Source organism: Thermosporothrix sp. COM3 (assembly GCF_059696735.1).
In genome coordinates this window covers 4,300,034-4,322,033 of sequence record NZ_AP019376.1, presented here as the reverse complement: position 1 = coordinate 4,322,033, position 22,000 = coordinate 4,300,034, and the positions used below count along the sequence as shown (strand labels likewise).

Below are 22,000 nucleotides of genomic sequence, written 5' to 3'. Positions count from 1 at the left end.
AGTCATTGTAACAAACTGCTCTCCTGGATTGCAAGCTAAGAGGCCCGATGCCCGAGCCCTACAGGGTGCCCTTCAGCTTCGCGAAGCCCCAGTTGAGCAGCGCAGTGGCGTCAATATCGCGTTGGCTCAGACTGGTATCGTGTAGAATTGCTCCAATGATATAGTGATCGTCCTGAACGGCTGCAAAGACAAAGCAGTAGCCCGCTCTTCCTGTATAGCCTGTTTTGATGCCGAGCAGCCCTTCATAGGACGATAGGAGTGTGACCCGGCTTGGCCAGGTGTATCTGTGATTGGTGCTGGTTGCTTGTACCTCGTATGCGGGTGATTTGGCGATCTCGGCGAAGAGTGGAATTGTCATCGCGTAGCGGGCCAGAGTAACAAGATCGTCTGCGGTCGATGTACTGACGTCGCCCTCGATAGTGAGACCATCGGCATCGACGAAGTGTGTTTGTGTCATGCCGAGCGCCTGTGCCTTCGCGTTCATCATCTGGATGAAGGTATCAACGGAGCCATCGCCGATCACCAGTGCGATGGTATAGGCGGCATCAGCGCCAGAGGGAAGCATCAATCCGTAGAGGAGATCGCGCAGGGTCAGCACGTCCCCGGCCACAAGTTGTGCAGTACTGGCATCGGTTCCCTGCACGTGGTCGATTGCTGCTTCTGGCACCGTGATGCGCTGATCGGGGTTTCCGTTTTCCAGCGCAAGCACCGCCGTCATCATTTTGGTCGTACTGGCAACGGGTAGCGGCATATCATTCTTCTGCTGGAAAAGTGCCTTACCGCTATTGACCTCAAAAAGATAGGCCGCTTCAGCCTGAATGACTGGTGCGTTCTGCTTTGATGATACAGTGGGTGTTATCTCCAGGGTAGGTGAAGGCGAGGGGGTTGGTGATGGCGTCAGAGTAGCCGTCGGGTGTGGCATGATGGTTGGCGTTACCGGAGCCTTCCGGAGCCCAAAAGACGCGAGCAACGGGTTCGCAACGGAGGTGAAGGCAAGGACAGAGGCCAGCATTCCCAGTACCAGCACTATGATAAGTGCGAGAAGCAGTATAGGTTTCTTCTTCTTCATAAGGTATATGCTCCTTTTTAGAGACAGAATAGCTTTCATACATTCTATGCCAGGAAACAGAGATGAACGGAAACAGAGTCGGAAGCCGCCTCCCCATTGTCTGGCTTACTGTAACATGCAATTTCAGGAGAATCAATGTTGTTATTGGCGAAAAGAGAATAAGGTGTGCGATGGTATCGCTTTTTGTATCGCTCTCTCGTGAGAGTGGCGCTGGGTGGGCCGAATAGATCAGACCTCTTTGTTTGCAATGGGATATACTACTTGAAAGAGCGTACAAAACTCTGTCTCTGGTGTTCCTCTCTGAGAGGCAAATGATCGACTATCAATTTGCCGGGAAGAGATGAAAGAAAGGAGCTTCTATGCAACCCTGGTCCATCGAGTGGAAAGGCCGTCTCGTAGAGCATGTTTTCAAGAGTGAAGTGCTGAAAGGGAACCCGCTGCATGACCCCTATGAACGCCCGCTCTGGGTGTATCTGCCTCCCGGGTACGATGACGACCCCGCCCGACGGTATCCGGCTATTTATATGATTCAAGGCTTTACCGGTCAGTTGGATATGTGGCGGAATCGGACGGCGTTTCGCAAGAACTTCCCAGAAATGGTAGACGAGCTCTTTACGAAGCAGGGAACTCCTCCCTGCATTGTGGTTTGGGTCGATTGCTGGACCTCGTATGGTGGCAGTCAGTTTCTGGATTCTCCCGCGGTTGGGCGCTACCATACGTACCTGTGTGATGAGGTTGTTTCCTGGGTTGATCTCCACTATCGGACGCTGGCTTCCCGGGAGCATCGGGGCATTGCCGGGAAATCGAGCGGCGGCTATGGCGCGATGATAACGCCGATGTTGCGTCCGGATCTCTGGGGAGGCTTTGCTACCCATGCCGGGGATGCCCTCTTTGAGATGTGCTATTTGCCCATGTTTCCGGCTTCTGTGCGGGCGCTGCGCGAGCACTATGATGGCTCTTATGAAAAGTTCTGGCAGGATTTCCGGAGCCGGGTTCCGCTGACTCGCGAGAGCGATTTTAACCTGTTGAATGATTGGGGGATGGCTGCCTGCTACTCGGCGGAGAAAGATGGCACGGTGAAGCTTCCCTATGATACGACAACAGGCGAGCTGATTCCCGAGATCTGGGAGCGCTGGCTTCAATGGGACCCGGTGCGGATGGTACCACGCTATGCGAAGGCGTTGCGCTCAATGAAGGCCATCTATATTGACGCCGGCAGACATGACCAGTTCTATCTTGATCTGGGGGCGGAAGCGTTCCGGCAGGCGCTGGAATTGATCGGTGTCAGGGATGTCTTCTTCGAGCTTTTTGAGGGAACGCACTCTTCTATCGAGTATCGCTATCCGCTTTCGTTGCGCTACCTGGCTGAACGCCTTGCTCCCTGAACTCCTGCTGCATAATCGCTGAGAAACAGTGATTCCTGCTTCCTCGTGTCTTTAGTAGGGCAAACTCATCAAAGCAGAAACTGTATTACGAGAGAGACGAGGAGCAGGAACACCAATGGATATCTCTGTGATTCTGGCTGCGGTCAGTTTTCCGGCCTGGCTTCGCATTACGCACTTTATCAATATTCTCTTTATCGGTTTATTGATGCGAAGTGGCATTCAGATTCTGGCGGCGCACCCCCGTTTATACTGGAATATCGCCTGTAAACCCGGAAGCGAGTGGCTGCGCTTCACGAAAAAGAAAGTCCCTCGCGACAAGCTGTGGACCTCAATGGATGAAGAGGTGAAGGCATCGCCTCTTCTGGCTTTACCGGGAGGCGAAAATCTGGGACTGGGGCGGCACTGGCACTTCTTCTCGGTCACGTTCTGGCTTCTCAACGGGCTGATCTATGTGATCTTACTCTTTGCAACGGGCGAGTGGAGCCGGCTGATTCCCACATCCTGGGATATTATCCCGCGAGCTATCCATACAATGGGTACCTATCTGACCTTCCATATTCCGCCGAAAGGGGATTTTCAGCCCTATGATCCCTTGCAGCAGCTTGCCTACGCCGCGATTGTGTTTCTGGTCGCTCCGTTATCGCTTCTGACCGGGGCAGCGATGTCACCGGCGATTGAGGGCCGGTTTCCCTGGTATCCCAGGCTCTTTGGTAATCGACAGGTTGCACGGAGCCTCCACTTTATCATGCTGGTCATCTTTGTGTTGTTTACCATTGTGCATACGCTTCTGGTGCTGGTTGTCTATTTTGATGACAACATTCGCCATATTGTTCTTGGAACAACACAAAGCAGTCTTGGCCTTGCGATCGCAATAGCGGTTGTTGCGTTAGCCTTTGTGCTACTCTTTTACGCCTGGGCATCGTGGTTCACCTTGCGCCATAAGCGGGGGGTGCAGCACACACTGGGCCATTTTGTGGATCGACTGCAAAAACTGTTCCTCCGGCGAGTGACCTCAGCACAGGATTATAGCCGGGCTGATCTCACGCCCTACTTCTGGGTGAATGGACGTCCGCCCGATACGGAAGAATACAAGCAGCTTCTTGAGGAAGGTTTCAAAGATTGGCGGCTTGAGGTGAAAGGGATGGTTGCGAACCCTATGCATTTCTCCCTGGATGACCTGAAGCGTATGCCCGTGACCAAACAAAGGACGCTGCATAATTGTATCCAGGGTTGGACAGGAGTTGCGGAGTGGAAGGGCGTCTGTGTTAGCGAGATTCTGGCGACCTGTGGCGCTCTGCCCGATGTGAAGTATCTGGTCTTCACTTCGCTGGAAGAGGATTCTATGGGGCGCCCATACTATGAGGTCATTGATATAGAATTGGCCTGCCATCCACAGACTATTCTGGCGTATGAGATGAACGGGAAACCGCTACCGATTCCGCACGGAGCACCGCTGCGCCTGCGAGTGGAAACGACGCTCGGCTTTAAGATGGTGAAATACCTGCGCTCGATCGAACTGGTGCAATCGTATCGCCCGTTCGGCAACGGACAGGGTGGTTATCGTGAGGATGTGCGCTACTATGGAATCGATGCTGAGATCTGAGAGAGAGGGGGAACAAGCTTGCAAGAAGCCGTTCCCCCTTTCTTGCTGTCCATATGAAGGTCAGAAGAGAGGAAAACGTTGTCCGGGCTGATAGATGCGCCGCGCTGGTGTTATGGTGACAGCGGGGAGCCCTAAATAGTCGAGCGATTCATGCAGTAGCGTATCAACAATGTGTTCCAGAATCGCGATGTCGTCATGTTGAAAAGGGTGGAGCGTACTGGACCGCAGCAGCCTGAACGGATCTTTCTCTCTGATCCAGTGCGAGCAAATGATACCAAGCGCTGCAATAAAGAGTAACAGGAGCGGGACATAGAGAATGGAGAGAATAAAGCAGAGATCCCAGGAAAAGATCAGACTTTGATAGAACTGCTCAAAATTCTGTTGCGTAAACGAGGTGGTCAGCGCTTGCTGGAGCACGATATAGCCGTAGAGTGGAGCCAGCAGGACCAGCGCAGTCAGCACGATCAGCAGTATAACGCGTAAGGGATTAAAGGGCATACAGATGCTGATGGTGCGCGAGATGTACAGGTTGTTGCCCACGGTGGTCACATAGATGAAGCCACTGGTTGCTTTCCGGCGGATGGTGATTAGCGTGCGCTCTTCCCTGCCATCTTTCTGATGGTACTCTTCAAGCGAGACGCGAGTCTCTTCAAGCTGTTGCTGATAGGCTTTTTCGGTGATGACCGCTCGTACAATCTCCTGTTTGATCGGGACGGTATCAAGCGGTGACTTGTTGACGAGCCAGGAATGATGGGAGACCACAATCCCGGGGCTGCTCGTCGTGCTCCGGGCTGTAGTTGGCTTGCCCTTCTCCGAGAGAAGCTCTCTGTTGGCAGGTTGTTCGGTCGGGGCTCCCGGTTGCGGTGTCGTTGGCAGGGTAGGATGAGAGCCTGAAGACTGTGACACGGGAGACGTGGTCTCATGAAGCAGGGCATCTTTAGACCGCAACTGATCGGCCGTGTTTGGGGCTGGCGAATGATTGCGCTTCAGGGCGGGCAGTTTGGCGAAAGAGCCTGTCATTTTGCTCCTCATAGGGAGTTTTGTGCCGCAATGAATGCAACTGGAAGCCTGATCGAAATTGACGCGAGAGCAATGAGGACAGATTGACGGCATGAAAAATGAACCTCCTCTACAATCCAATCCACACACACATTGATTAATGCGGATTTTACAAGCATCATGCCATTTTGTCAATCATCTCAACCATAAAAAGCTATACATGAATGTTCACGGCCAGGGAAGGAGAAGCGTGTTCTGCCTCTCCTTTCAGGTGGTGCCGGGCTGATTGCTTGAAATATATAGATCTATTGGGCTCAGTAAGAGCCCTATACTGGAAATAGATCCAGATGCGGTGATGCGGGGAGTGAGTCCGGGGCTTGAAAACTGGATCGCTGGAAAGGTGGGCTTTTCATGTTGTCTACCGTTGAAGCTATGCTGAAGAGATCGTTGAGTTCGCTTGAGGTGAAAATGCATCCCGGTTTTGTTCTGGTCGAGAGGAGAAGGGAAGAATGACAACACGACCAATCAAGCCACATGCTGCGTATCGACAGATTCAGCCAGTTCGACATGAGCCGCTGGAAGTGCACAATCTCTTGTGGAACAGAGCGCCTGCAACGCCGCCTGTGCGTTCCTCCTATGTCGCTCCAGATGCCAATCAGTACCATATTCTCTTTACCGGACTTGTTTTAGGTATTTTCAGCATCGCGGCGTCTATTTTCCCGGTTTGTGGTTTGCCAATGGCGCTGGCAGGATTGGTGCTGAGTTTGCTCGGGAGGCGTATCGGGGCGTTTCAGAAGCTTGCAAGCTGGAGTCTTTTGCTGGCGATTATAGGCTGTACGCTTTCGCTGCTCAATATCGGCGTGATGCTTGGCATTTATGTTCTGACCTATCTGTGAGGGGTGATACCTCACAGATAGAGCGCTTTTCAGGCCAGTAAGCCTGCATGGACACGGGGTTGTGCGAAGCGGGAGACCTGAAAGCGTTGCAGGGGAATGATCGGCTCACGATCAAGCACCATATTGCTGAGTATCTCGCCCAGAAGCAGGCCGAATTTGAAGCCATGGCCCGTCAGACCTGTTGCAAATACAATACGTGGATCGTCGGGAAGAAAGTCAAGAATAAAGTCCTCATCAGGGCTGACATCATACATACAGGTATCAACGTGTGCCAGTGTTGCGTTTTGCAGCAGCGGGATCAGGTGCTGAAGCTTTGTGGTAATGTGCTCGATCGTGAGCGGATCAATATTCGGTGGCTCATCAGGATCAATAGGCGTCCCAAAGCTATGAGAGGTGGCTTTCAACCAGGCGGGGCCATCTCCCTGACAGGTGTTATGAATTGGCATTCCGTACAGATCATCAGCCATAAAGGCCGGAAAGGAGTTCAACGCAAAGGGAGAAATGGGCAGGCCAGTAAAGTACAGAACATATTGACGTGTGATACGAATAGGGAGCTGTAACGATCCAAGTAAGTGTTGGACCCAGGGGCCAGTTGCAAGGATGACCTTTTCTGCATATATAGTGTCATGCTCATTGGTAATCAGACGAATTGGTTGCAGAGGCTGATCTGAGAAAAAATGCGTAACACGCGTATTGGGTACGATGGTTCCTCCCAGGTCACGGATGGCATCACGCAATGTATGTAAGCATTTCGATGCATAGAGCATGCCTGCTTCGATGTTGTATGTCAGAAAAGAAAAAGGCTCAATCTGAAATTGCGGGAAACGCTGACGGCAGGCCTGCGAACTGATACGCTGTATGGGGAGGCCGAGGTCTTTTAAGCTATGATAGCTTCCTTCAGAAGAAGGATCGTTTTCATGTCCCAGAACGAGCATCCCGGTTCTGGTGTAAAGCGTGCGACCCGTACTATGCTCTAGCTCATGCCAGCGTTGCAGGCTCAGTTGCACCATTTGCGGATAGAAGGTATCCATCCCATATTCAAAACGCAGAAGTCTGGAAAGGCCAGATGACGTAGCACGCTGATGAGCAACGGTCGCCTGTTCCAGCACCGTGACATCTCGTTTTCCCTGTCGTAACAGGGCATATGCTGCCGCCAATCCTACAATTCCGGCTCCGACGATGACAAATCTCTCACGGAACACGGTAACTCTGCCTCCTGTTTTCTTTCTTGTGTATAGAAGAGTTGGTATGATTATAACAGAGAATAAACTTGGAATCAACGAAAGAGCTTCTTATAGTATAGAAACGCCTTGACCTTTACTATGCATACCTTTGATATATTCATGTAGTGAAAGTGTAATAACTTTGTAGAATATTTGTAGTTCGTTCAGGGAACTCTATGATTTGAAAAGTATTTGCTCTGTCTTCCTCCTCCTGCGTACCTGACGATGTGGCCTTGAATCGCATATAATGGAGGCATCGTATCATCAACCAAAGGAGTTGCAATGCAAGAACCACTCATCACGTCTCCTGTGCCGGGACAGACGCTCACTGTTGCACCTGTTGCTGGCTCTCTACGGATCAACGGGCAACCAGAGATTCCCTCTTCAAAGTATTACACGTTGCGCTATGTCCTGGCCGCGACTCTGGCTGATGGAGAGAGTGTCATCTATTATCCGGCCCAGAGCGATGATAGCGAAGCGTTGTTTCGAGGATGCCGGGCGCTTGGGGCACAACTGGCCTGGGATGATGCTGAACGGCGCGTGCTGCGTATCAAGGGTATCGGTGGACGGCCTCCGGTACAGGGCCCGGTCACGATAGAGGTAGGCAATGCCGGGGCAGTTCTGCGCTTGCTCCTCGGTCTGGGCGCGTTGCTGCCGCAGGTGACATTTGAGACGGATCATCCTCTCTCGCTGGGCAAACGTCCAAACCGTGAATTGCTGGAAGCACTGGCATCGCTTGGAGTGACCTACGAGGCGACCGGACCCGAGGGCTGTGTTCCCCTAACCCTCCACGGTGGCAACCTGCGCGGAGGGCACATTCGTATTTCAGGTGCACGGAGCTCGCAGTATCTCAGTGCTCTGCTGTTTCTATGTCCACTGCTGACGGAGCCGGTTGAAATCGAGGTGGTGGATATGCTCAAGTCGCAACCGCTGGCCCGGGCCACGCTAGAGGTGTTGCAAGAGGCTGGTATTGTGATCGAGCATGATGCTGCGTTACGTCACTTCAAGATTCAGCCCAATCAGCGTTATCAGCCACGTGAGTATGTCATTCCTGGCGATTATCCATCGGCGGCTGCACTGCTTGCTGCGGCCAGTGTCGCGACCGATCCAGCCAGTGAACTGCGGCTGACGCGCTTGCGTCCGGGAGAAGAGATCGGGGAGGCGCTGCTGAGCGCGTTTCGGGCAATGGGCGCCGACCTCGTCCGTGATGGTGAGCAGATTACGCTGCGAGGGGGGCGGCCCTTGCACGGCATCGAGCTTGATGGCGACGTCGTGATTGACTGCATTCCGGTGCTGGTGGCGGCTGCCTGCTTTGCCGAGGGGAGAAGTGTTTTTTTCAATATCGAGAGCCTGCACTACAAGGAGTCCGACCGGATTGATGATCTGTGTGCCGAGTTGCAGCGGGCGGGCTGTGATGTTGAGCCGCGCCGAGATGCCATTATTGTGAATGGCCGACCAGAGGGGATCGAGGGCGGCGTTACCGTCGATGGGCATAACGATCATCGTCTGCTCATGGCGCTGGCAATCGTAGGCATGCGAAGTCGCCACGGGCTGACGATTACCGGAGGCGAGCATATTGTCAAAAGCTATCCGCATTTCTTTGCTGTGTTGCGAGCTCTGGGCGCGAACCTGTATTAAGGGGTGAGAGGGATCAGGAAGCGGCAGCGGGGCTTTGTTTCATCCAACTCGCATTGTTCCTGTACGGCAACTCCTACCAGTTCAGAAACAAAAGCCTCTGCGAGTTGGCAGGCAGCCGGGTGCGCCTCAATTGCGGCGGCCAATGGACACTGTTGCCCCTGAATACAGTAGTGATCTTCATGCTGCTCAAGATGCGCCGCGCCGCCAAGCTCCTGAAGAATGCGGACTGTTGCCTTCAGGCGGGTGGGTACATCGCCTGAAGGTAATCCGAGCCGGTGCGAAAGGCGTTCGCCTGTCAGTCGAAGGAGTGCTATCAACTCTTCCTCATCCATCTGTTCGGCCAGGGTAGTAATCAAAGTATGGAGCACAGTTCCGTAAGCTCTGGGGAAGAACTGCTCGGCAGACGGGGCCAACTCGTAGACGCTGGCGGGCTTGCTGGAGCCGCGTCGAACACCGTTCTGCTGTACGAGGCCGTCGCGCTCGAGTGTGGTCAGATGGGCACGAATTGCGTTATCGGTAAGCTGAAGTTTTCGGGCCAGATCATCAACCGTGCAACTATCCTGGCGAAGAATTTCGATGATGCGTCCGCGTGTGCTTGTGAAGAAGCGCTGATTCCAGGTTCTCATTACTTGCACCTTTCCTTTCCCGGGGAGCACTGCGTCTTTGTCAGTAAAGTCAATATTTTCCTTGACTTTCTTGTGTGTACTCTATTATAGCAAACGCTGTATCGGGCTATGGAAAAATGGTTGTCGGAGTGATACAATAGCCAACAATTGTAAGGCGTTTTGCTCAAAGCATAGCAGGGAATAGAGGAAGCTTCCAGTAATAACCGAAAGGAAAGGAATGTGTATAGGTTTAAAGGCTTTGATAGTGCAGAATGTGGGGACAGTATGTCCGCACTGGAAACTCTGGTCAACGCCTGGATGGAAGCGGAGCGCCCGCGCATCCGTTATATGTGCCAGAGTATGCGCGGCGAGCATATCCTGCTAAGCTTCGTCTATGAGGACACACGTGAGTTGGAGAAACGTGTTGCTACTCAGGCGCAGACAGGGGTAACCGGTGGGCTGCCGCGAATATACGACGAGGATCTGATTGACGAATGTCCGACCAGCCCGAGGATCCCGGTCACACCTCCCCCGATGCATTGAACTCCTTTTGCTTGAGCAGCATGTTGCGTTGATAGTGTAGGTTAGAATGTCTTTTCCATACGTATTGTACTGTACGCCCGAGGGTGAAATTTGCGAAGATCGTAGCTTACAGGCGCTTTCCTTTGATGGACACCCTTTGCGGGCCGAAGATTTGATCCCGCTTCCCGATGGCGTCACTCTCTCGATGATGCCGGATCGGCTGGCTGTTGGTTTGCGTAAAAACGGAGAACGGAAAGTATTGCCTCAATCCCGTGGGTGGGCGCTGGCGGCGCTGCTCCCGATTGGCTATACTCGGACGCTTCTCCCCGCGTACGAGAAGATCCCGGACACTGAGCCCTTGCCCTTCTTTGGCTATAGCGCCGTCGCCGGGATAAACGGGCGGCATTATGTCGCGGCCGTCAAGACCGATGATCCATATAAGTGGCATCCGCGCTCGTTCCCCCGGCGCAAGCTGGAGCGGCTGGTGCGTGAGAAGTTACGCGCATATCCCGAGAACCGGGTGATCAAGCAGCATGCACATTGTGCGCTTGACTATTCCTGTCCGACTGCCAGTAACCTGTTTTTCTCACGTTGGGAAATGGCGATTGCGGTTTCGCCGGGCTGTAATGCTCGCTGCGTTGGTTGTATCTCCAAGCAAGAGGAGGAGGAACTGATCTCGCCACAGGATCGCCTGACCTTTATTCCTACGGTTGAGGAGATTGTTGAAGTTGCGGTTCCACACCTTGAGAGCGCTCCTGATGCGATTGTCAGTTTTGGGCAGGGGTGCGAAGGGGAGCCGCTGCTACAGTTTCGGCGGATCGAGCAGGCGATCAAGGGAATGCGTGCCCGCACTGATAAAGGTGTGATTAATATCAACACGAATGGAAGCAGGCCCCGCTGGCTCCAGAAGCTCTATGATGCCGGGCTGGATACCATTCGGGTCAGTACGATCTCGGCTCACCCTGAGACCTATACCGCCTATTATCGCCCGCTTGGTTACACCTTTGAGGATATCAAGGAATCGCTGATTCGGGCGCGAGATGCTGGCCTGTATACGTCGATTAACCTGCTTTGTTTCCCGGGTATGATTGATCGAGAGCGCGAGGTTGAATCTCTGCTTGCGTTTGTGCGTGAGACAAAGCTGTGTTTGATCCAGTTGCGCAACCTGAATATTGATCCGGAAGTCCTGTTGCCGCGGATGCCCGCGCTCGACTCGATGGGGAAAGCGCTTGGCATGAAAACATTTCTGGAAGTATTACGGCGCGAGGTTCCTGAGGTGGAGCTTGGCAACTTTACGCGACCCATTCAACGACCGATATCAAGCGTACAAGCATAAGCACAAAAGTAAGAAGCAGGTGAGCAAGGAGTTTACCCATCTGCTTCTTGCGTTTTCTTTCGAGTGGTTCTGCGCTTCTTCGGCCGCTCTTCTCCTTGCAGCCGTTTGGCAAGCTCCGAAACGAAGCGCGAACGGGTCTGTGAATTGACCGGGAGATTGTGTTCGCGGCAGAATTCAAGCAGATCTTCGACAATAATAAAGATGGGCAGAACCGCGTATCCCTGGCCTCGGAGCTGATCGGTCATCCGTTGGGATTCCCAGTACCATTCTCTCCAGGTCGGGTGCATATCATCCGCATCGTCTGCGACACGCAGGAGTTTCGCATACTCTTCGGGCGAGTATGAGGCCAGAGCAATAAAAGATGTTTCATTCTCACGACTCATAAGATGTTCTGATCCCTTTGCTTCCACTGGTTCTATCACAACGACAAACAGATTGCTGCTAGCGCTGCACCTTGCCTGTTTCACGGAGCAGCCTGCGAGCTGCAACCGCGACCGGATCGACCCCAAGCAAGGCCAGACAATCGCGGGTGGCACAGCCTTCCGGTGTTCCAAGCATATGCTCGCGATAGAAGCAAGGCATACAGGGAAGATCCAGGTGTACAACGGTGGCCCGCTTTGGTTGCGGTTCGCCGGTATATGGCCCCCAGGCTTTATAGTTGGAAAGGCCAAAAATAGCAACGGTCGGCGTTCTGGCTGCGGCGGCCAGATGCATCAGCCCGGAATCGTTGCCGACGAAGAGATCAACTAGCTCCAGGGCAGCAGCCGTCACTTTGATACTTCCCTTCCCTGCCAGACTACGCACCGGCATCTCTGAGCGCATCAGGCTGATGATCTGTTGATGCAGTTCGGCCTCCTCTGGACCCCCCATCAGAAGTAATTGTCCCCCAACATCATGATAAAGGGTATCTGCTAATTGCGCAAATTTTTCCGGGGCCCAGCGTCGCGCTGTACTGTAGCCACCACTGCCCGGGTGCATGGCAATGATAGGACGCTGGAGCGTTTCCTCGGTCGCCTCACCATAGACGAGCAATCGGGCGGCTGTCCGTTCCTCGTCGCTTAATGGAAGAAACAGCGACTTATCGCGAATAGTTGCGCCAGCGGCTGCGGCAACCGCCATATTATAGTCAGCTTCGTGCATCGCGCCAAAGCCCTCATCCTTGACACGAACATTCAGGAACCAGCCGTGACCGTTATCCAGCCCAACGCGCCACTTTGCCCCCGTCACGCGCATCAATGCCTGATGTTTCAGCCTGCCAAAGAGCAGCGTCAGGTGGTGGAACAGGAGTACTGCGTCATATCTGCCCTCTCTCAGCGGGCGCAACAGGTGTAACAGGCGCTTGAGATTGCCGGGGTGCTTGATAAATTGCTTGGGATAGTCAAACAAGTATTTATCAAGAACAATAATATGATCGATTGCATTCCATCCGTTGAGCAATCCAGCAGAGTCAGGTGTAACCAGTAGATCAATGCGGGCATTGGGATAGCTCTCACGCAGCGCACGAAGGGCCGGAGTCGCAAGCAATAGGTCGCCAATCCCGGCCAGTTTCACAACAAGAATGCGGGCATTCTCTGGTAACGTAATCTGTGTTGTATGCATCATGAACTTTTCCAGATAGAGATTGTGCTGTAGTCGCGGAAACCGAGACGACGATATATTTTCTCGCTCATTGAGGTCGGAGAGAGCACTGCATGTTGATAGCCAAAGCGGTGTGCTTCATGCAGTGCGTGCCGGACCATTGCCGTGGCGATACCTTGTCGCCGCGCCTCAGGAAGGGTTGCTACGCCGAAGATGCCTGCTAACCCCGCATGCAGCAGCAGGGAGGTGATAGCGACAGGCTCCCCGTGTTGATACCCTATATAGTGGTGCCAGGAAGCGTTGAAGCCCTCATAGAGATACTTCTTATAGTACAGTGCTGCGATGTCTGGCGGGTTGCCAAATCCCTGCTGCTCGATTTTTTGTAATGGGGCCAGACTCTCCGCATCTTGTGCTTTCTGGATGGTCAGTCCCTCGGGTGTAGGTTCGTCCTGGGCGAACTCGGAAAGGTTGAGTGCCATACAGCTCTTGTTCACCAGATGCACAAAGCGGCGACGCTTGAGAAAGTGGGCGAAGTGAACCGGGCGGGTTGCCGCTCCCAGCACCCAGGCAAAGCCTGTATTCCGTTTTGTGAAGTAGCGGGACATCCTGTCGATGTAGGCAGAAATGGTGCGCTCGTCATTGTCTGGAATATGCGTTTGCAGGACGGCGTTCAGAATAGGCACTCCGGTATAGAGCCAGGTGAGTTCCGCTGTCTCGTGGAGCTCACCTTCTGGCATACTTCGTCCGAATCCGGCCATCTCCTCACAGATGATAGCATCAACGGCGGTTGCGAAGGTGAAATCGGTTGTGTCTTGAAGTGGTTTCATGCATTTGCCTCGTTCGCGGCTGGCTGTAAGCGAGCATGTACGACATGACGAACGCGAGCCGGAGAAATGTCTTTCATACATTGGGTAGTGAAGAAGCGGCAATCAGCCGGTCCTTCGGCGGTATAACAGGGACGACACCAGATATCGCTTGTCAGTACGGTCGCCCGAGGGCTGATGGGACCACTCAGGGTGGGATCGGTCGGACCATGAATGGCGATGACGTTTGTACCGACCGCGGCTCCGATGTGCATGGGGCCGCTGTCGCCTGTAATCAGGATATCAGCCTGTTGCAGCAGGGCCGCAAGCTGGATCAGATTGGTCTTTCCCGCCAGGTTCAGCGGGCGTTCGCGCATACGCTGAAGCACAGCCTCAATAATCGGTTGATCTTGTGGCGTTCCAGTAAAGACCACGGTATAGCCATCATCGTGGATCAGGCGATCGACCAATGCGGCCCAGTACGGGATAGGCCAGCGCTTGGATTGTCCGTTATGAGAGCTGACGTGACAGGCAATCAGGGGTGTGCCGGGCCTCCATCCATGCTGCTGTAACAGCGCTCGAGCCTCCTGACGAGCCTGTTCTTCTACAAAAATGTGTGGAATGCGATCGGCCTCGGTGGGCTGTGCACCGGCCGCTCGCCCTAGTTGCAGACAGTAATCAACCTCGTGTTTGCGATCACCGGGCCGCCAGTGTCTTCCTGCGATTGGATCGGTCATAAAGCCAGGGTATCCTTCTTCCGCGAACCCGATGCGTCTGGGTGCGCCGCTCAACACGGACAGGATAGCCGCCCACGGGCCATAGACGCTGATTGCAAGATCATAGTGACGATCACGCAGACGTTTCAGCAATGAGCGCAGTTCTTGCCAGTTCTTTTGCTGGAAGAGCGAGCGTGGTCTGCGCCAGATATTGGGATCATAGGAGATCAGATCGGCAATATCCGGGTCGTTGCGTAGCAGTGCAGCGCTGGCGGGCGTCGCCATCAAATCGATCTCTGCATCTGGATAGGTGCGCTTGAGCAGACGGAGCACCGTTGTTGACATCACCAGATCCCCGATGAGGTCAAGCCGTAAGATCAAGATGCGTCGGGGGTGAAAGGTGGCCGGGTTGAGTGGCTGCTTGCGCTTCCCTGCTTCTTTGAGACGGAGCGCGAGCCCTGCCACACTCAGGCCGCTGTAGATCGTCTTCAGTAACGCGTCTCTGATGCTATGAACAAGCACATTGCGAAGTTTCCGCTGTGAAGCCGGTCGTGTTGGGTAGCCGTATTCATCTATCCCTGGCTGCAACATATTTTCCTCTATTTTCAGGTGTTCAAATCTAACTCTCTTTGCTGCATTATAGAGAGTGCGAGGTAAAGTTGCAAATATGCAGCCCTTTGACTGGGAAGAAGAGCTTATAGAGCGGCAAGAAGCGAGAGAAAGTTGATCTGTTCTTCCTCCCGCCCGCGCTGTTCCAACTGGTTCCTAGCTCCCAAAACGATTGTGCAGAATAAGCCTGCTTGTTCCATTGGCGCTGATGCTTTTGACTGCCAGCGAGATGCGGTTCTCGGCATTCAGTGCTTCCCAGTAGGTTCTTAGCACATCTTCAGCTTTGCCCTGACAGGGGAGCAGCAGCGGATCGCCGCTAAAGCTCGGCAGTGGATTTCCGGGGCCTTGATAGGTGGTCAGGCCGAAGCCAAACCCCGCCTCAGGCATAGCCGGGCGATAGGTGAAGCGATCTGTATAGGCAGGATCAATCTTGCTTGCCTTGAGAATGCTGAAGCACACGCTCCCCGTTTGCTGCTGCAAATCGAGCATTGCACTGATGCGCGGCGTGTAGTGAGGGGCATCCGGTTCGCGCTCGCGTTTCGCCAGTGCCTCATCAAAGGTGCCTCCCGCTTGCAGGGTCTCAAAGATAGTGCGTGTCTGGTCTCCGTTGCTGACAAGGTAGCGATATGGAAGGTCAAGCATGGCCTCATAAATAATCAGGCTGGGATCCTCAACCAGACGAGCGTCAACCGGTTCAGTTCTCAAGACGTTGCGATCAGCCACAAAGCGGCGATTTCGGCTCTGCTCGCTGCGTCCCATGATCCAGTAGATAATGAACCAGCCGTTCTCTTCTTCTGAACGTCCGATGACGAGGCCGCGTCCAGGATACGGGTTGTTCTGGATATGCTGCTTGAAATTCTGGTGAGCAAGCGCTAGCGCATCTGTCATTGTGCGAGTAAACTCCTTCATAAACTGGAATAATATTGCACTCTCATGGTAGCATATCACGCCAACTATCGTGAAACGCGGCCATTACTGGCGGCAGAAGGTATTCAGAAGGGTGCAGGCTGCCTCTTCAACGGCCTGTTCGGGGATACGCTTCACGCAGGGATGCTCATCCAGTTCATCGGGGCGGAAATCCAGGCGACCGCAAGGGATACATGGGCAGGACGGACATTTTTCCTGTGAGGTAATAACGATATGGCGGTTCGCAGGGCCCCACGGGCCAAAGATTGCGGGATCAGTCGGGCCGAACAGGCGCACGGTGGGCGTACCCTGAGCTACAGCCAGATGGAGCGGCCCGTTATCAACGCCAAGGACCAGACTGGCCCGTTTGAGCAACGCTGCCAGTTGTCCGGTCGTCATCTGACTCAAGAGCAGGGGGCGCGGCTCGATGCCTTGTGCGATTGCTTCCAGCATCTCGTGCTCAGCGGGGCTGCCGGTCAGCACCAGACGCGCTGTCGGATATCTGTTGAGGAGGGCGTTCGCGCTGCGGGTCCAGGCGGCATTGCGCCAGAGTTTGACCGCGCCTCCGGTTCCGGGGTGGATCACCAGCACTTCTGTCTTCTCATCGATGCCAGCCTGTTCAAGTTGCGTCTGAAGCCAGCGCTGTTCGTCGGTGGTTGGCGTGAAGACAAGCGGGTAGCGTTCCGGCGCGAAGGGCTGCTCAAGAGCCGGCAGACCGAGGGCCTCCAGTCCGGCGCTGGTCAGCTCAAGATTATAGAAAGTCGAGTGTTGATGCGGCCGAAATGGCAGGGCGTGCGTTAAAAAGGGTTCCGCTGGAGCAAGGGCATAGCCGACTCGGCGCGGTATGCCTGCCAGATACATCAGGGCTGCGCCCCACCAGAAGTCATTGCGCAGGTTGATGGCAAGGTCATAGTGCTCCTCGCGTAGCTCGTGGGCTATCTGGCGAAGCAGCGTGTAGGGCTCAAGCGCCGATTGGGCCGTGCGGCGGAAGCCCGGGAAGGCACAGGTGCGCAGGTGATCAATGGCCGGGTGTCGGGCGACGACATCAGCCGCCCAGGGACCGACCATCATCGTGATCTGTGCAGTGGGCACATAGGCGCGAAGCGCATCTAGCACGGGCGTGGTCATTACCATATCACCCAGATGGTCAGGGCGGATCAACAGAATGCGCGGGCGCTCGGGAAGCGGCTGCTGTGCTTTTGCCCGGGCGGCGATGGCTCCCGGGAGGCCGGCCACACGAACGGCCTCAAGAAGTGCTATACGGAGCATGTGCTTCATGAGACGACCTCGCTATTCTGCTGTGTCGGAAGCAGGCGCAGGACTGCCTGCCACACATCATCTACGGTGATGGCCTGCATACAGGTGCAGTTCTGGCAGGCGTTCATTTTCCCCAGGAAGAAGCAGGGCTGACCGGTCGGATGTTTCCAGAGGGCGATATGCTTCGGGTCATCGGTTGGATAGGGGCCGTACTCCTGTGGGCTGGTGGGACCGAAAATGCCGATCACCGGGATACCAACAGCGGCGGCAAGATGCATCGGGCTACTATCATTGCCAATGTAGAGAGCACAGGCCTCAAGCTGCGCCGCCAGTTCGCCGATACTGGTTTTGCCCGCGAGATTGACAACGCTTCCCTCAGGAACATCCAGTCCATCAAGCAGGCTACGGGTCAGCTCGGTATCGCTTTGACCACCAATAAGCAGCACATGGGCCTGCAATTCATGAACCAGTTTCGCGACAAGGGCACGATAGCGTTCCAGCGGCCAGCGCTTCGCGGTCAACTCCATGCCGGGATTACTACCACCACCCACAAACACAGCGATCTGGGGTTGACCCAGATGCCGAGCGCTGCGCCGTTCTTCCTCGGTCGGGACAAAGCGCATGCGTGGTTGTCTGATAGGAAGTTTCAGGGCACGTGCCAGATCAAGATAGATATCTGCCTCATGCTGAAGGTGTTCGGATGAGCCGGATACCGGCACACGATCAGTGAGTGAGAAGCCACGTCCCAGACTATCCGGCCCCACGCGACGAGGGATGCCAGCCAGCCAGGGAAGCAGCGTCAGAAGTGGCGAGCGATCCAGCACAAAGGCAAGGTCAAAGCGATAGGTTCGTAGTTTGCGAGCCAGTTGCAGATATTCTTTAAGGCTATACCGGCCAAAAATACCGACCGAGCCACAATCAATCACACGATCGACGGCGGGGTGATGCTCTGGTATGACCTTTGACCAGGAACCCGCGACATAGGTGATGGTGGTATTGGGATAGCTGGCACGAAGCGTTTCCAGCAGTGGCGTTGTCATAATCAGGTCGCCCAGACAGCAAGGCTTTATCACCACAATAGAGCGTGGCTGTCTGCTGGCGCTTCCGATGCGCAGTGTATCCAGCAGTGTAAATGGAATGCGGAGTGCCTTGCAGACCGCACTGATAACCTGTTGACGCAGAGTAAAAGCCCTCCCTCTCGATCAAGTCGGCTTTATTATAACCGAGAAGAGCGAGAAAAGTCGATGAAAGGAGTACCAGAGAGTACAAAAGAGAGAGGACGTCGTCCAGACGACGTCCTCGGACCTGTTTTGCCCTGGTATAGAAGGTATGAGCCTGTGTGTAAACCTATTGCTTGCTCGCGCCAAGAATGGCATTCACTTTTGTGCCGCACTCGACACAGAGACCTTTCAACGCTGGTTTCCCGTTCTTCATCGTGACGCGCTGTGCGTCTTTAATCTCGGTCTTTTTCTTGCATTTCACGCAATAATACAGGTCTGCCAAAGTGTTATTACCTCCTTTTATCCGTTAAAAGCTGAAAAAGCTGATATCCTCGTGCTGAGGATGAATTGCGCGGGTCAGATATACTTCATATCCTGCTTCGCGCAACTGATGCTGTACACGTACAGCGGGATCAAGGGTGGTAAATGCAGTGAAGAGGGTTGGTCCGCTGCCAGATAAATAGACGTGAGGCGCTCCTGCGCGAAGCATCTCTTCTCTGGCTCGGGCAACCTCCGGATACTGTTCCAGCACACCTCGTTGCAGGCTGTTATGCAGGTCTTCAGGTCGTACGGGAGTTTGCTGTTCCAGCGCAGTGCGCAGTTTCCGGCTCCATGAGCCATCACAGTAGTCATCAGGCGTCAGGTTTCGGAAGACGGAGGCCGTCGAGACACTGATAGCTGGTTTGAGCAGGAGCAGCCAGCGCATGGAAGCGGGCCAGTGTGGTGTCAGAGGTGTAATCACTTCTCCGCGACCTTCACAATAGGCAAGCCCGCCTTCCAGGAAGAACGGTACATCGGAGCCCAGGGCGGCCGCGATCTCATGCAGTTCTTTTGCTGAGATGGGCAACTGCCATGCCCGTTGCAGCAGGGTGAGTACAGTTGCTGCATTGCTGCTTCCGCCTCCCAGGCCAGCAGCGACCGGGATCTGCTTATAGAGTTCCACTTCAAAGCCGTAAGGCAGTGCCAGCCGTTGGCGGAGTGCCTGGATCGCTCGCACCACAAGATTATCATCGCCGTTAAGTTCCGGGCGTGAGCAGGTGAGCCGCACCGCATCCTCAGCGATGGCGGTCACACAGATGGTATCGTAGAGATCAATGGTCTGCATAATCGTCAGCAGCTCATGGAAACCATCGCTCCGACGCCTCAGAACGTCCAGGGTCAGATTGATCTTGGCGTACGACCGGGCAAAACAGGTCTGACCTGCTCGCTGTTCAGAAAGGTGTGTGTTCGTCATGATACCTGAATGTCTACGCTATAATTTTTTATTATAGTGAGGGTTATTCTGATACGCGCTCATTGCTGATTACAGCATAGATGTTGATGAGGCGCAACCAGAAGACGATCAACATTGCACGCGGCAATCCTGATCTGTTTGGAAAAGGTGTGGAGAGAATACATTAGAAATGCAAAAATTGTCAAGCACGCTGTCCATCCTGGTGACTGATCTCATTTCTTTATCGCCCATTTTGCCTATTCTTGCGGGAAGAATGGCCGCTTCGATAGCCTGAATTTACCCCTGCTCCAGTGATTGCAGTTGGCCTGTGTTATACTGTCACGTATGCATGTATAAATGGTGCCTCAATCGTCGTAGGAATTTTAGAGTATAAATCATACCTGGAGTGTTGGTGGGACTTATGGATATAACTGTTGCATACTTCCACCCGTTCTTTCACCCGGAAACGGTGAAGCGCGATTTTGAGCGCATACGAGCAACGGGCGCAACAAACATTGTGTATGCTATTCATGAACAGGAAGAGCAACGCTGGGCGCGAGATTTGGAGCGCGGGTTACAGATAGCACGGGATCTTGGGTTGCGGGTGTTCCTGAGCCTCGGGCGTTATGGAAATCTGTTTGCCGGTCCTGCACATACTCCAAGCTGGTTTACGTTTCGGAATATGGAGTCCCGGGTCAAAGATCGGCATGGGCGCTATCATGGCGAGACCTGCTATAACCATGAGCCATTTCGCTCGTTCATCTTCAAAGAGATCGAATACTTTCTCAAGAACTACCCCATTGATGGCATCCTGATTGATGAGCCGCGTGGCCCTGATATCACCTGTTTTTGCTCTGTCTGTCGGGCACTCTGTCCTGATATCGCAGACCTTCCTCATTTTCGGCGTCGCTCGATGATTGAGTTCTTTGGAGAAATGTTCGCGACCGTCAAGCAGGCAAAGCCCGGGGCAAAGACGGCTGTCGTGTTGCTTCCCGAAGATCTGGACCTGGCCGAAGAGCTGGCCTCATCTATCCCCCAACTGGATATTATCGGGTGTCATTTGTTCTGGCAGCTCTTGAATGAGGATGTGACAAAGGTGGCCGAGTGGGGGCAGACGCTGGTCTCAATCGCGCATCAGTATGAGAAGCAGAGCCAGCTCTGGTTACAGAACTATAATCTCAGTGCTGGCGATGAAGAGCTGCTAGAGCCCTCTTTTAAGATGTTACTCGGTGCAGATCCTGACGAGGTCGCCTGCTATTACTACTGGCGCAACAATGAGAATCCCGAGCGGGTTTGGGAGTTGACCCTTGACCTCTTGCGTCGTGTTCCGCGCCCGCACTTCTTCAAGCACCCCACACTGTCACGACTTCCGGCGATCTCGGCGTCACCAAGTAAAGAGAAGCAACAGCACTGGAAGTCATTTCTCTCGTAGAGAGAAGAAAGGGCGATCATTCGACCGCCCTCATCGCTTATTTCGTGTTGCGACCAAAAGGCTGTGTCCCTGTGTCTTTATCTTCTTCAAAGAGCTGTTCAAGCAGCGTCCGGACAGCCTGGAGCTCTTTCCGGGTTGCCGCTTCGTCGGCCTGAGCTTGCAGTATGACGCCCTGAATGCCGAGTAGCTTGAGCAGTGATGCGCGTTCGCGGTCCAGCTCGCCCGAGACACGAAGGAACGAGGGATAACGAACTGCCTCACGGACAGCCTGATAGCGTAGCGTCTCTTCAATGCTGAGCGTGCCATTTGTGTTAAAGTCCAGGTCAACAGCAGTGATGCCAAAGAGTGAACTCAAGGTTCTGATGAAGAGCGGGAATAGTTCTTCTGAGCGCATCGGAACTGTAACGACCTTTTCGATGTCTTTAGGTTCCAGGGTCAGGAGGTGGGCAGGGGCCGTGAGTGGCAGCACGACGTATTGCACCCCTTGCTCCTTGATGTGGGCAAAGCTTTCACGGTTCAGGTGCTCCCACCCGCCTGTGATGCGCAGGCCGCTGACCACATCATCATTGTAAGACTTTGCGGCTTCGATCTCTTGCTTTACTGTTTCCAGAGTACCATTCTCTTTACCGTTCCAGGTAAAAAGCAGGCCATCAGCTCCGGCTTTTAAGGCCGCCTCGGCGTTTCCTGCGACGATCTGCGGAAACTCAATCACAAGCGCTGCGGCATGAGCTTTTGAATCGGGCTTGTTCTTGCCCAGAAAGCCCATCCCTGCACCACTTTGCGCCCGGCGTGCCTGTGTAAACATGTCGTGCAGTTTTGCCATATTTTAACAAAATCTCCTTATCATGGACACGGTTTCTTCTCATCCGTGTGCTGCATTCTACCTTTGTACTTGAAACATCAAGAAGCAAGTTCATTATAGCATCTTTCCCTGTGATTGACATATGCCTGCGTGCTCCAGACGCCGCACTCCTTTTCTGATGCGTGTCT

General features: G+C 53.9%; 21 protein-coding genes. 7 read left to right on the top strand and 14 right to left on the bottom strand.

What is annotated here, in order from left to right; all coding sequences use genetic code 11:
* Positions 1-58: 58 nt before the first annotated feature.
* Positions 59-1,069, bottom strand: coding sequence for a D-alanyl-D-alanine carboxypeptidase family protein (locus KTH_RS18325; RefSeq protein WP_497620383.1), 1,011 nt, complete (start codon positions 1,067-1,069; stop codon positions 59-61).
* Between the two features lie 359 nt (positions 1,070-1,428).
* Here KTH_RS18325 and KTH_RS18320 point away from each other — a divergent pair, with 359 nt between their 5' ends.
* Complete coding sequence (locus KTH_RS18320; RefSeq protein WP_497620381.1) at positions 1,429-2,454, top strand: alpha/beta hydrolase; 1,026 nt, start codon at positions 1,429-1,431, stop codon at positions 2,452-2,454.
* A gap of 115 nt (positions 2,455-2,569) precedes the next feature.
* The gene (locus tag KTH_RS18315) at positions 2,570-4,057 is read left to right on the top strand and encodes a molybdopterin-dependent oxidoreductase (protein WP_111318743.1); all 1,488 of its coding nucleotides are present in this window, start codon (positions 2,570-2,572) and stop codon (positions 4,055-4,057) included.
* Positions 4,058-4,117: 60 nt separating this feature from the next.
* Here the strand turns inward: KTH_RS18315 and KTH_RS18310 are convergent, their stop codons facing one another.
* Positions 4,118-5,077 (bottom strand): hypothetical protein, encoded by a 960-nt coding sequence (locus tag KTH_RS18310; RefSeq protein WP_497620378.1) that lies wholly within the window; start codon positions 5,075-5,077, stop codon positions 4,118-4,120.
* A gap of 488 nt (positions 5,078-5,565) precedes the next feature.
* Here KTH_RS18310 and KTH_RS18305 point away from each other — a divergent pair, with 488 nt between their 5' ends.
* Positions 5,566-5,952 (top strand): hypothetical protein, encoded by a 387-nt coding sequence (locus KTH_RS18305; protein ID WP_111318740.1) that lies wholly within the window; start codon positions 5,566-5,568, stop codon positions 5,950-5,952.
* Between the two features lie 29 nt (positions 5,953-5,981).
* On the opposite strand, the gene KTH_RS18300 is transcribed toward KTH_RS18305, so the two are convergent.
* The gene (locus KTH_RS18300; protein ID WP_497620376.1) at positions 5,982-7,154 is read right to left on the bottom strand and encodes an FAD-dependent oxidoreductase; all 1,173 of its coding nucleotides are present in this window, start codon (positions 7,152-7,154) and stop codon (positions 5,982-5,984) included.
* A gap of 303 nt (positions 7,155-7,457) precedes the next feature.
* Between KTH_RS18300 and aroA the strand changes: the two genes are divergently transcribed.
* Positions 7,458-8,813 (top strand): 3-phosphoshikimate 1-carboxyvinyltransferase, encoded by a 1,356-nt coding sequence (gene aroA / locus KTH_RS18295; RefSeq protein ID WP_497620374.1) that lies wholly within the window; start codon positions 7,458-7,460, stop codon positions 8,811-8,813.
* Here aroA and KTH_RS18290 read toward each other — a convergent pair.
* Positions 8,810-9,439, bottom strand: a complete 630-nt coding sequence (locus KTH_RS18290; RefSeq protein WP_497620372.1) for a helix-turn-helix transcriptional regulator — start codon at positions 9,437-9,439, stop codon at positions 8,810-8,812. The two genes, aroA and KTH_RS18290, sit on opposite strands and share 4 nt — an antisense overlap.
* Before the next feature lie 219 nt (positions 9,440-9,658).
* Between KTH_RS18290 and KTH_RS18285 the strand changes: the two genes are divergently transcribed.
* Both KTH_RS18285 and KTH_RS18280 read left to right on the top strand, forming a co-directional pair.
* Entirely contained in the window at positions 9,659-9,961 is a 303-nt protein-coding gene (locus tag KTH_RS18285) for a hypothetical protein (protein ID WP_111318732.1), read from the top strand.
* A gap of 46 nt (positions 9,962-10,007) precedes the next feature.
* Positions 10,008-11,276: a radical SAM family protein gene (locus tag KTH_RS18280; RefSeq protein ID WP_497620370.1), complete on the top strand. Its 1,269-nt coding sequence runs from the start codon at positions 10,008-10,010 to the stop codon at positions 11,274-11,276.
* Between the two features lie 32 nt (positions 11,277-11,308).
* Here the strand turns inward: KTH_RS18280 and KTH_RS18275 are convergent, their stop codons facing one another.
* The 9 genes from KTH_RS18275 to ispE all read right to left on the bottom strand — a co-directional run bounded on the left by KTH_RS18275 (position 11,309) and on the right by ispE (position 19,599).
* On the bottom strand, positions 11,309-11,659 hold the full coding sequence (locus KTH_RS18275; RefSeq protein ID WP_111318728.1) for a hypothetical protein: 351 nt from the start codon (positions 11,657-11,659) through the stop codon (positions 11,309-11,311).
* Positions 11,660-11,717: 58 nt separating this feature from the next.
* On the bottom strand, positions 11,718-12,878 hold the full coding sequence (locus tag KTH_RS18270; RefSeq protein WP_111318726.1) for a glycosyltransferase family 9 protein: 1,161 nt from the start codon (positions 12,876-12,878) through the stop codon (positions 11,718-11,720).
* The gene (locus tag KTH_RS18265; RefSeq protein ID WP_497620367.1) at positions 12,875-13,681 is read right to left on the bottom strand and encodes a GNAT family N-acetyltransferase; all 807 of its coding nucleotides are present in this window, start codon (positions 13,679-13,681) and stop codon (positions 12,875-12,877) included. Before KTH_RS18265 ends, KTH_RS18270 begins: the two co-directional genes overlap by 4 nt.
* Positions 13,678-14,964 (bottom strand): lipopolysaccharide heptosyltransferase II, encoded by a 1,287-nt coding sequence (waaF, locus tag KTH_RS18260; RefSeq protein ID WP_497620365.1) that lies wholly within the window; start codon positions 14,962-14,964, stop codon positions 13,678-13,680. The genes KTH_RS18265 and waaF (KTH_RS18260) overlap by 4 nt, the downstream gene beginning before the upstream one ends.
* Positions 14,965-15,138: 174 nt before the next feature.
* On the bottom strand, positions 15,139-15,870 hold the full coding sequence (locus tag KTH_RS18255) for an IMP cyclohydrolase (protein ID WP_497620363.1): 732 nt from the start codon (positions 15,868-15,870) through the stop codon (positions 15,139-15,141).
* Between the two features lie 84 nt (positions 15,871-15,954).
* Positions 15,955-17,166: a glycosyltransferase family 9 protein gene (locus KTH_RS18250; protein ID WP_497620361.1), complete on the bottom strand. Its 1,212-nt coding sequence runs from the start codon at positions 17,164-17,166 to the stop codon at positions 15,955-15,957.
* Positions 17,163-18,221 (bottom strand): lipopolysaccharide heptosyltransferase II, encoded by a 1,059-nt coding sequence (gene waaF / locus KTH_RS18245; protein ID WP_497620359.1) that lies wholly within the window; start codon positions 18,219-18,221, stop codon positions 17,163-17,165. Before waaF (KTH_RS18245) ends, KTH_RS18250 begins: the two co-directional genes overlap by 4 nt.
* Positions 18,222-18,492: 271 nt before the next feature.
* Positions 18,493-18,648 carry a DUF5679 domain-containing protein gene (locus KTH_RS18240; RefSeq protein WP_170142310.1) on the bottom strand — a complete coding sequence of 52 codons (156 nt, stop codon included), beginning with the start codon at positions 18,646-18,648 and terminating at the stop codon, positions 18,493-18,495.
* A 24-nt stretch (positions 18,649-18,672) separates the two neighbouring features.
* Complete coding sequence (ispE, locus tag KTH_RS18235; RefSeq protein WP_497620357.1) at positions 18,673-19,599, bottom strand: 4-(cytidine 5'-diphospho)-2-C-methyl-D-erythritol kinase; 927 nt, start codon at positions 19,597-19,599, stop codon at positions 18,673-18,675.
* A gap of 400 nt (positions 19,600-19,999) precedes the next feature.
* Between ispE and KTH_RS18230 the strand changes: the two genes are divergently transcribed.
* Positions 20,000-21,010, top strand: a complete 1,011-nt coding sequence (locus KTH_RS18230; RefSeq protein WP_497620355.1) for a hypothetical protein — start codon at positions 20,000-20,002, stop codon at positions 21,008-21,010.
* A 37-nt stretch (positions 21,011-21,047) separates the two neighbouring features.
* On the opposite strand, the gene KTH_RS18225 is transcribed toward KTH_RS18230, so the two are convergent.
* Positions 21,048-21,833, bottom strand: coding sequence for a hypothetical protein (locus tag KTH_RS18225; RefSeq protein ID WP_111318710.1), 786 nt, complete (start codon positions 21,831-21,833; stop codon positions 21,048-21,050).
* Positions 21,834-22,000: the final 167 nt, after the last annotated feature.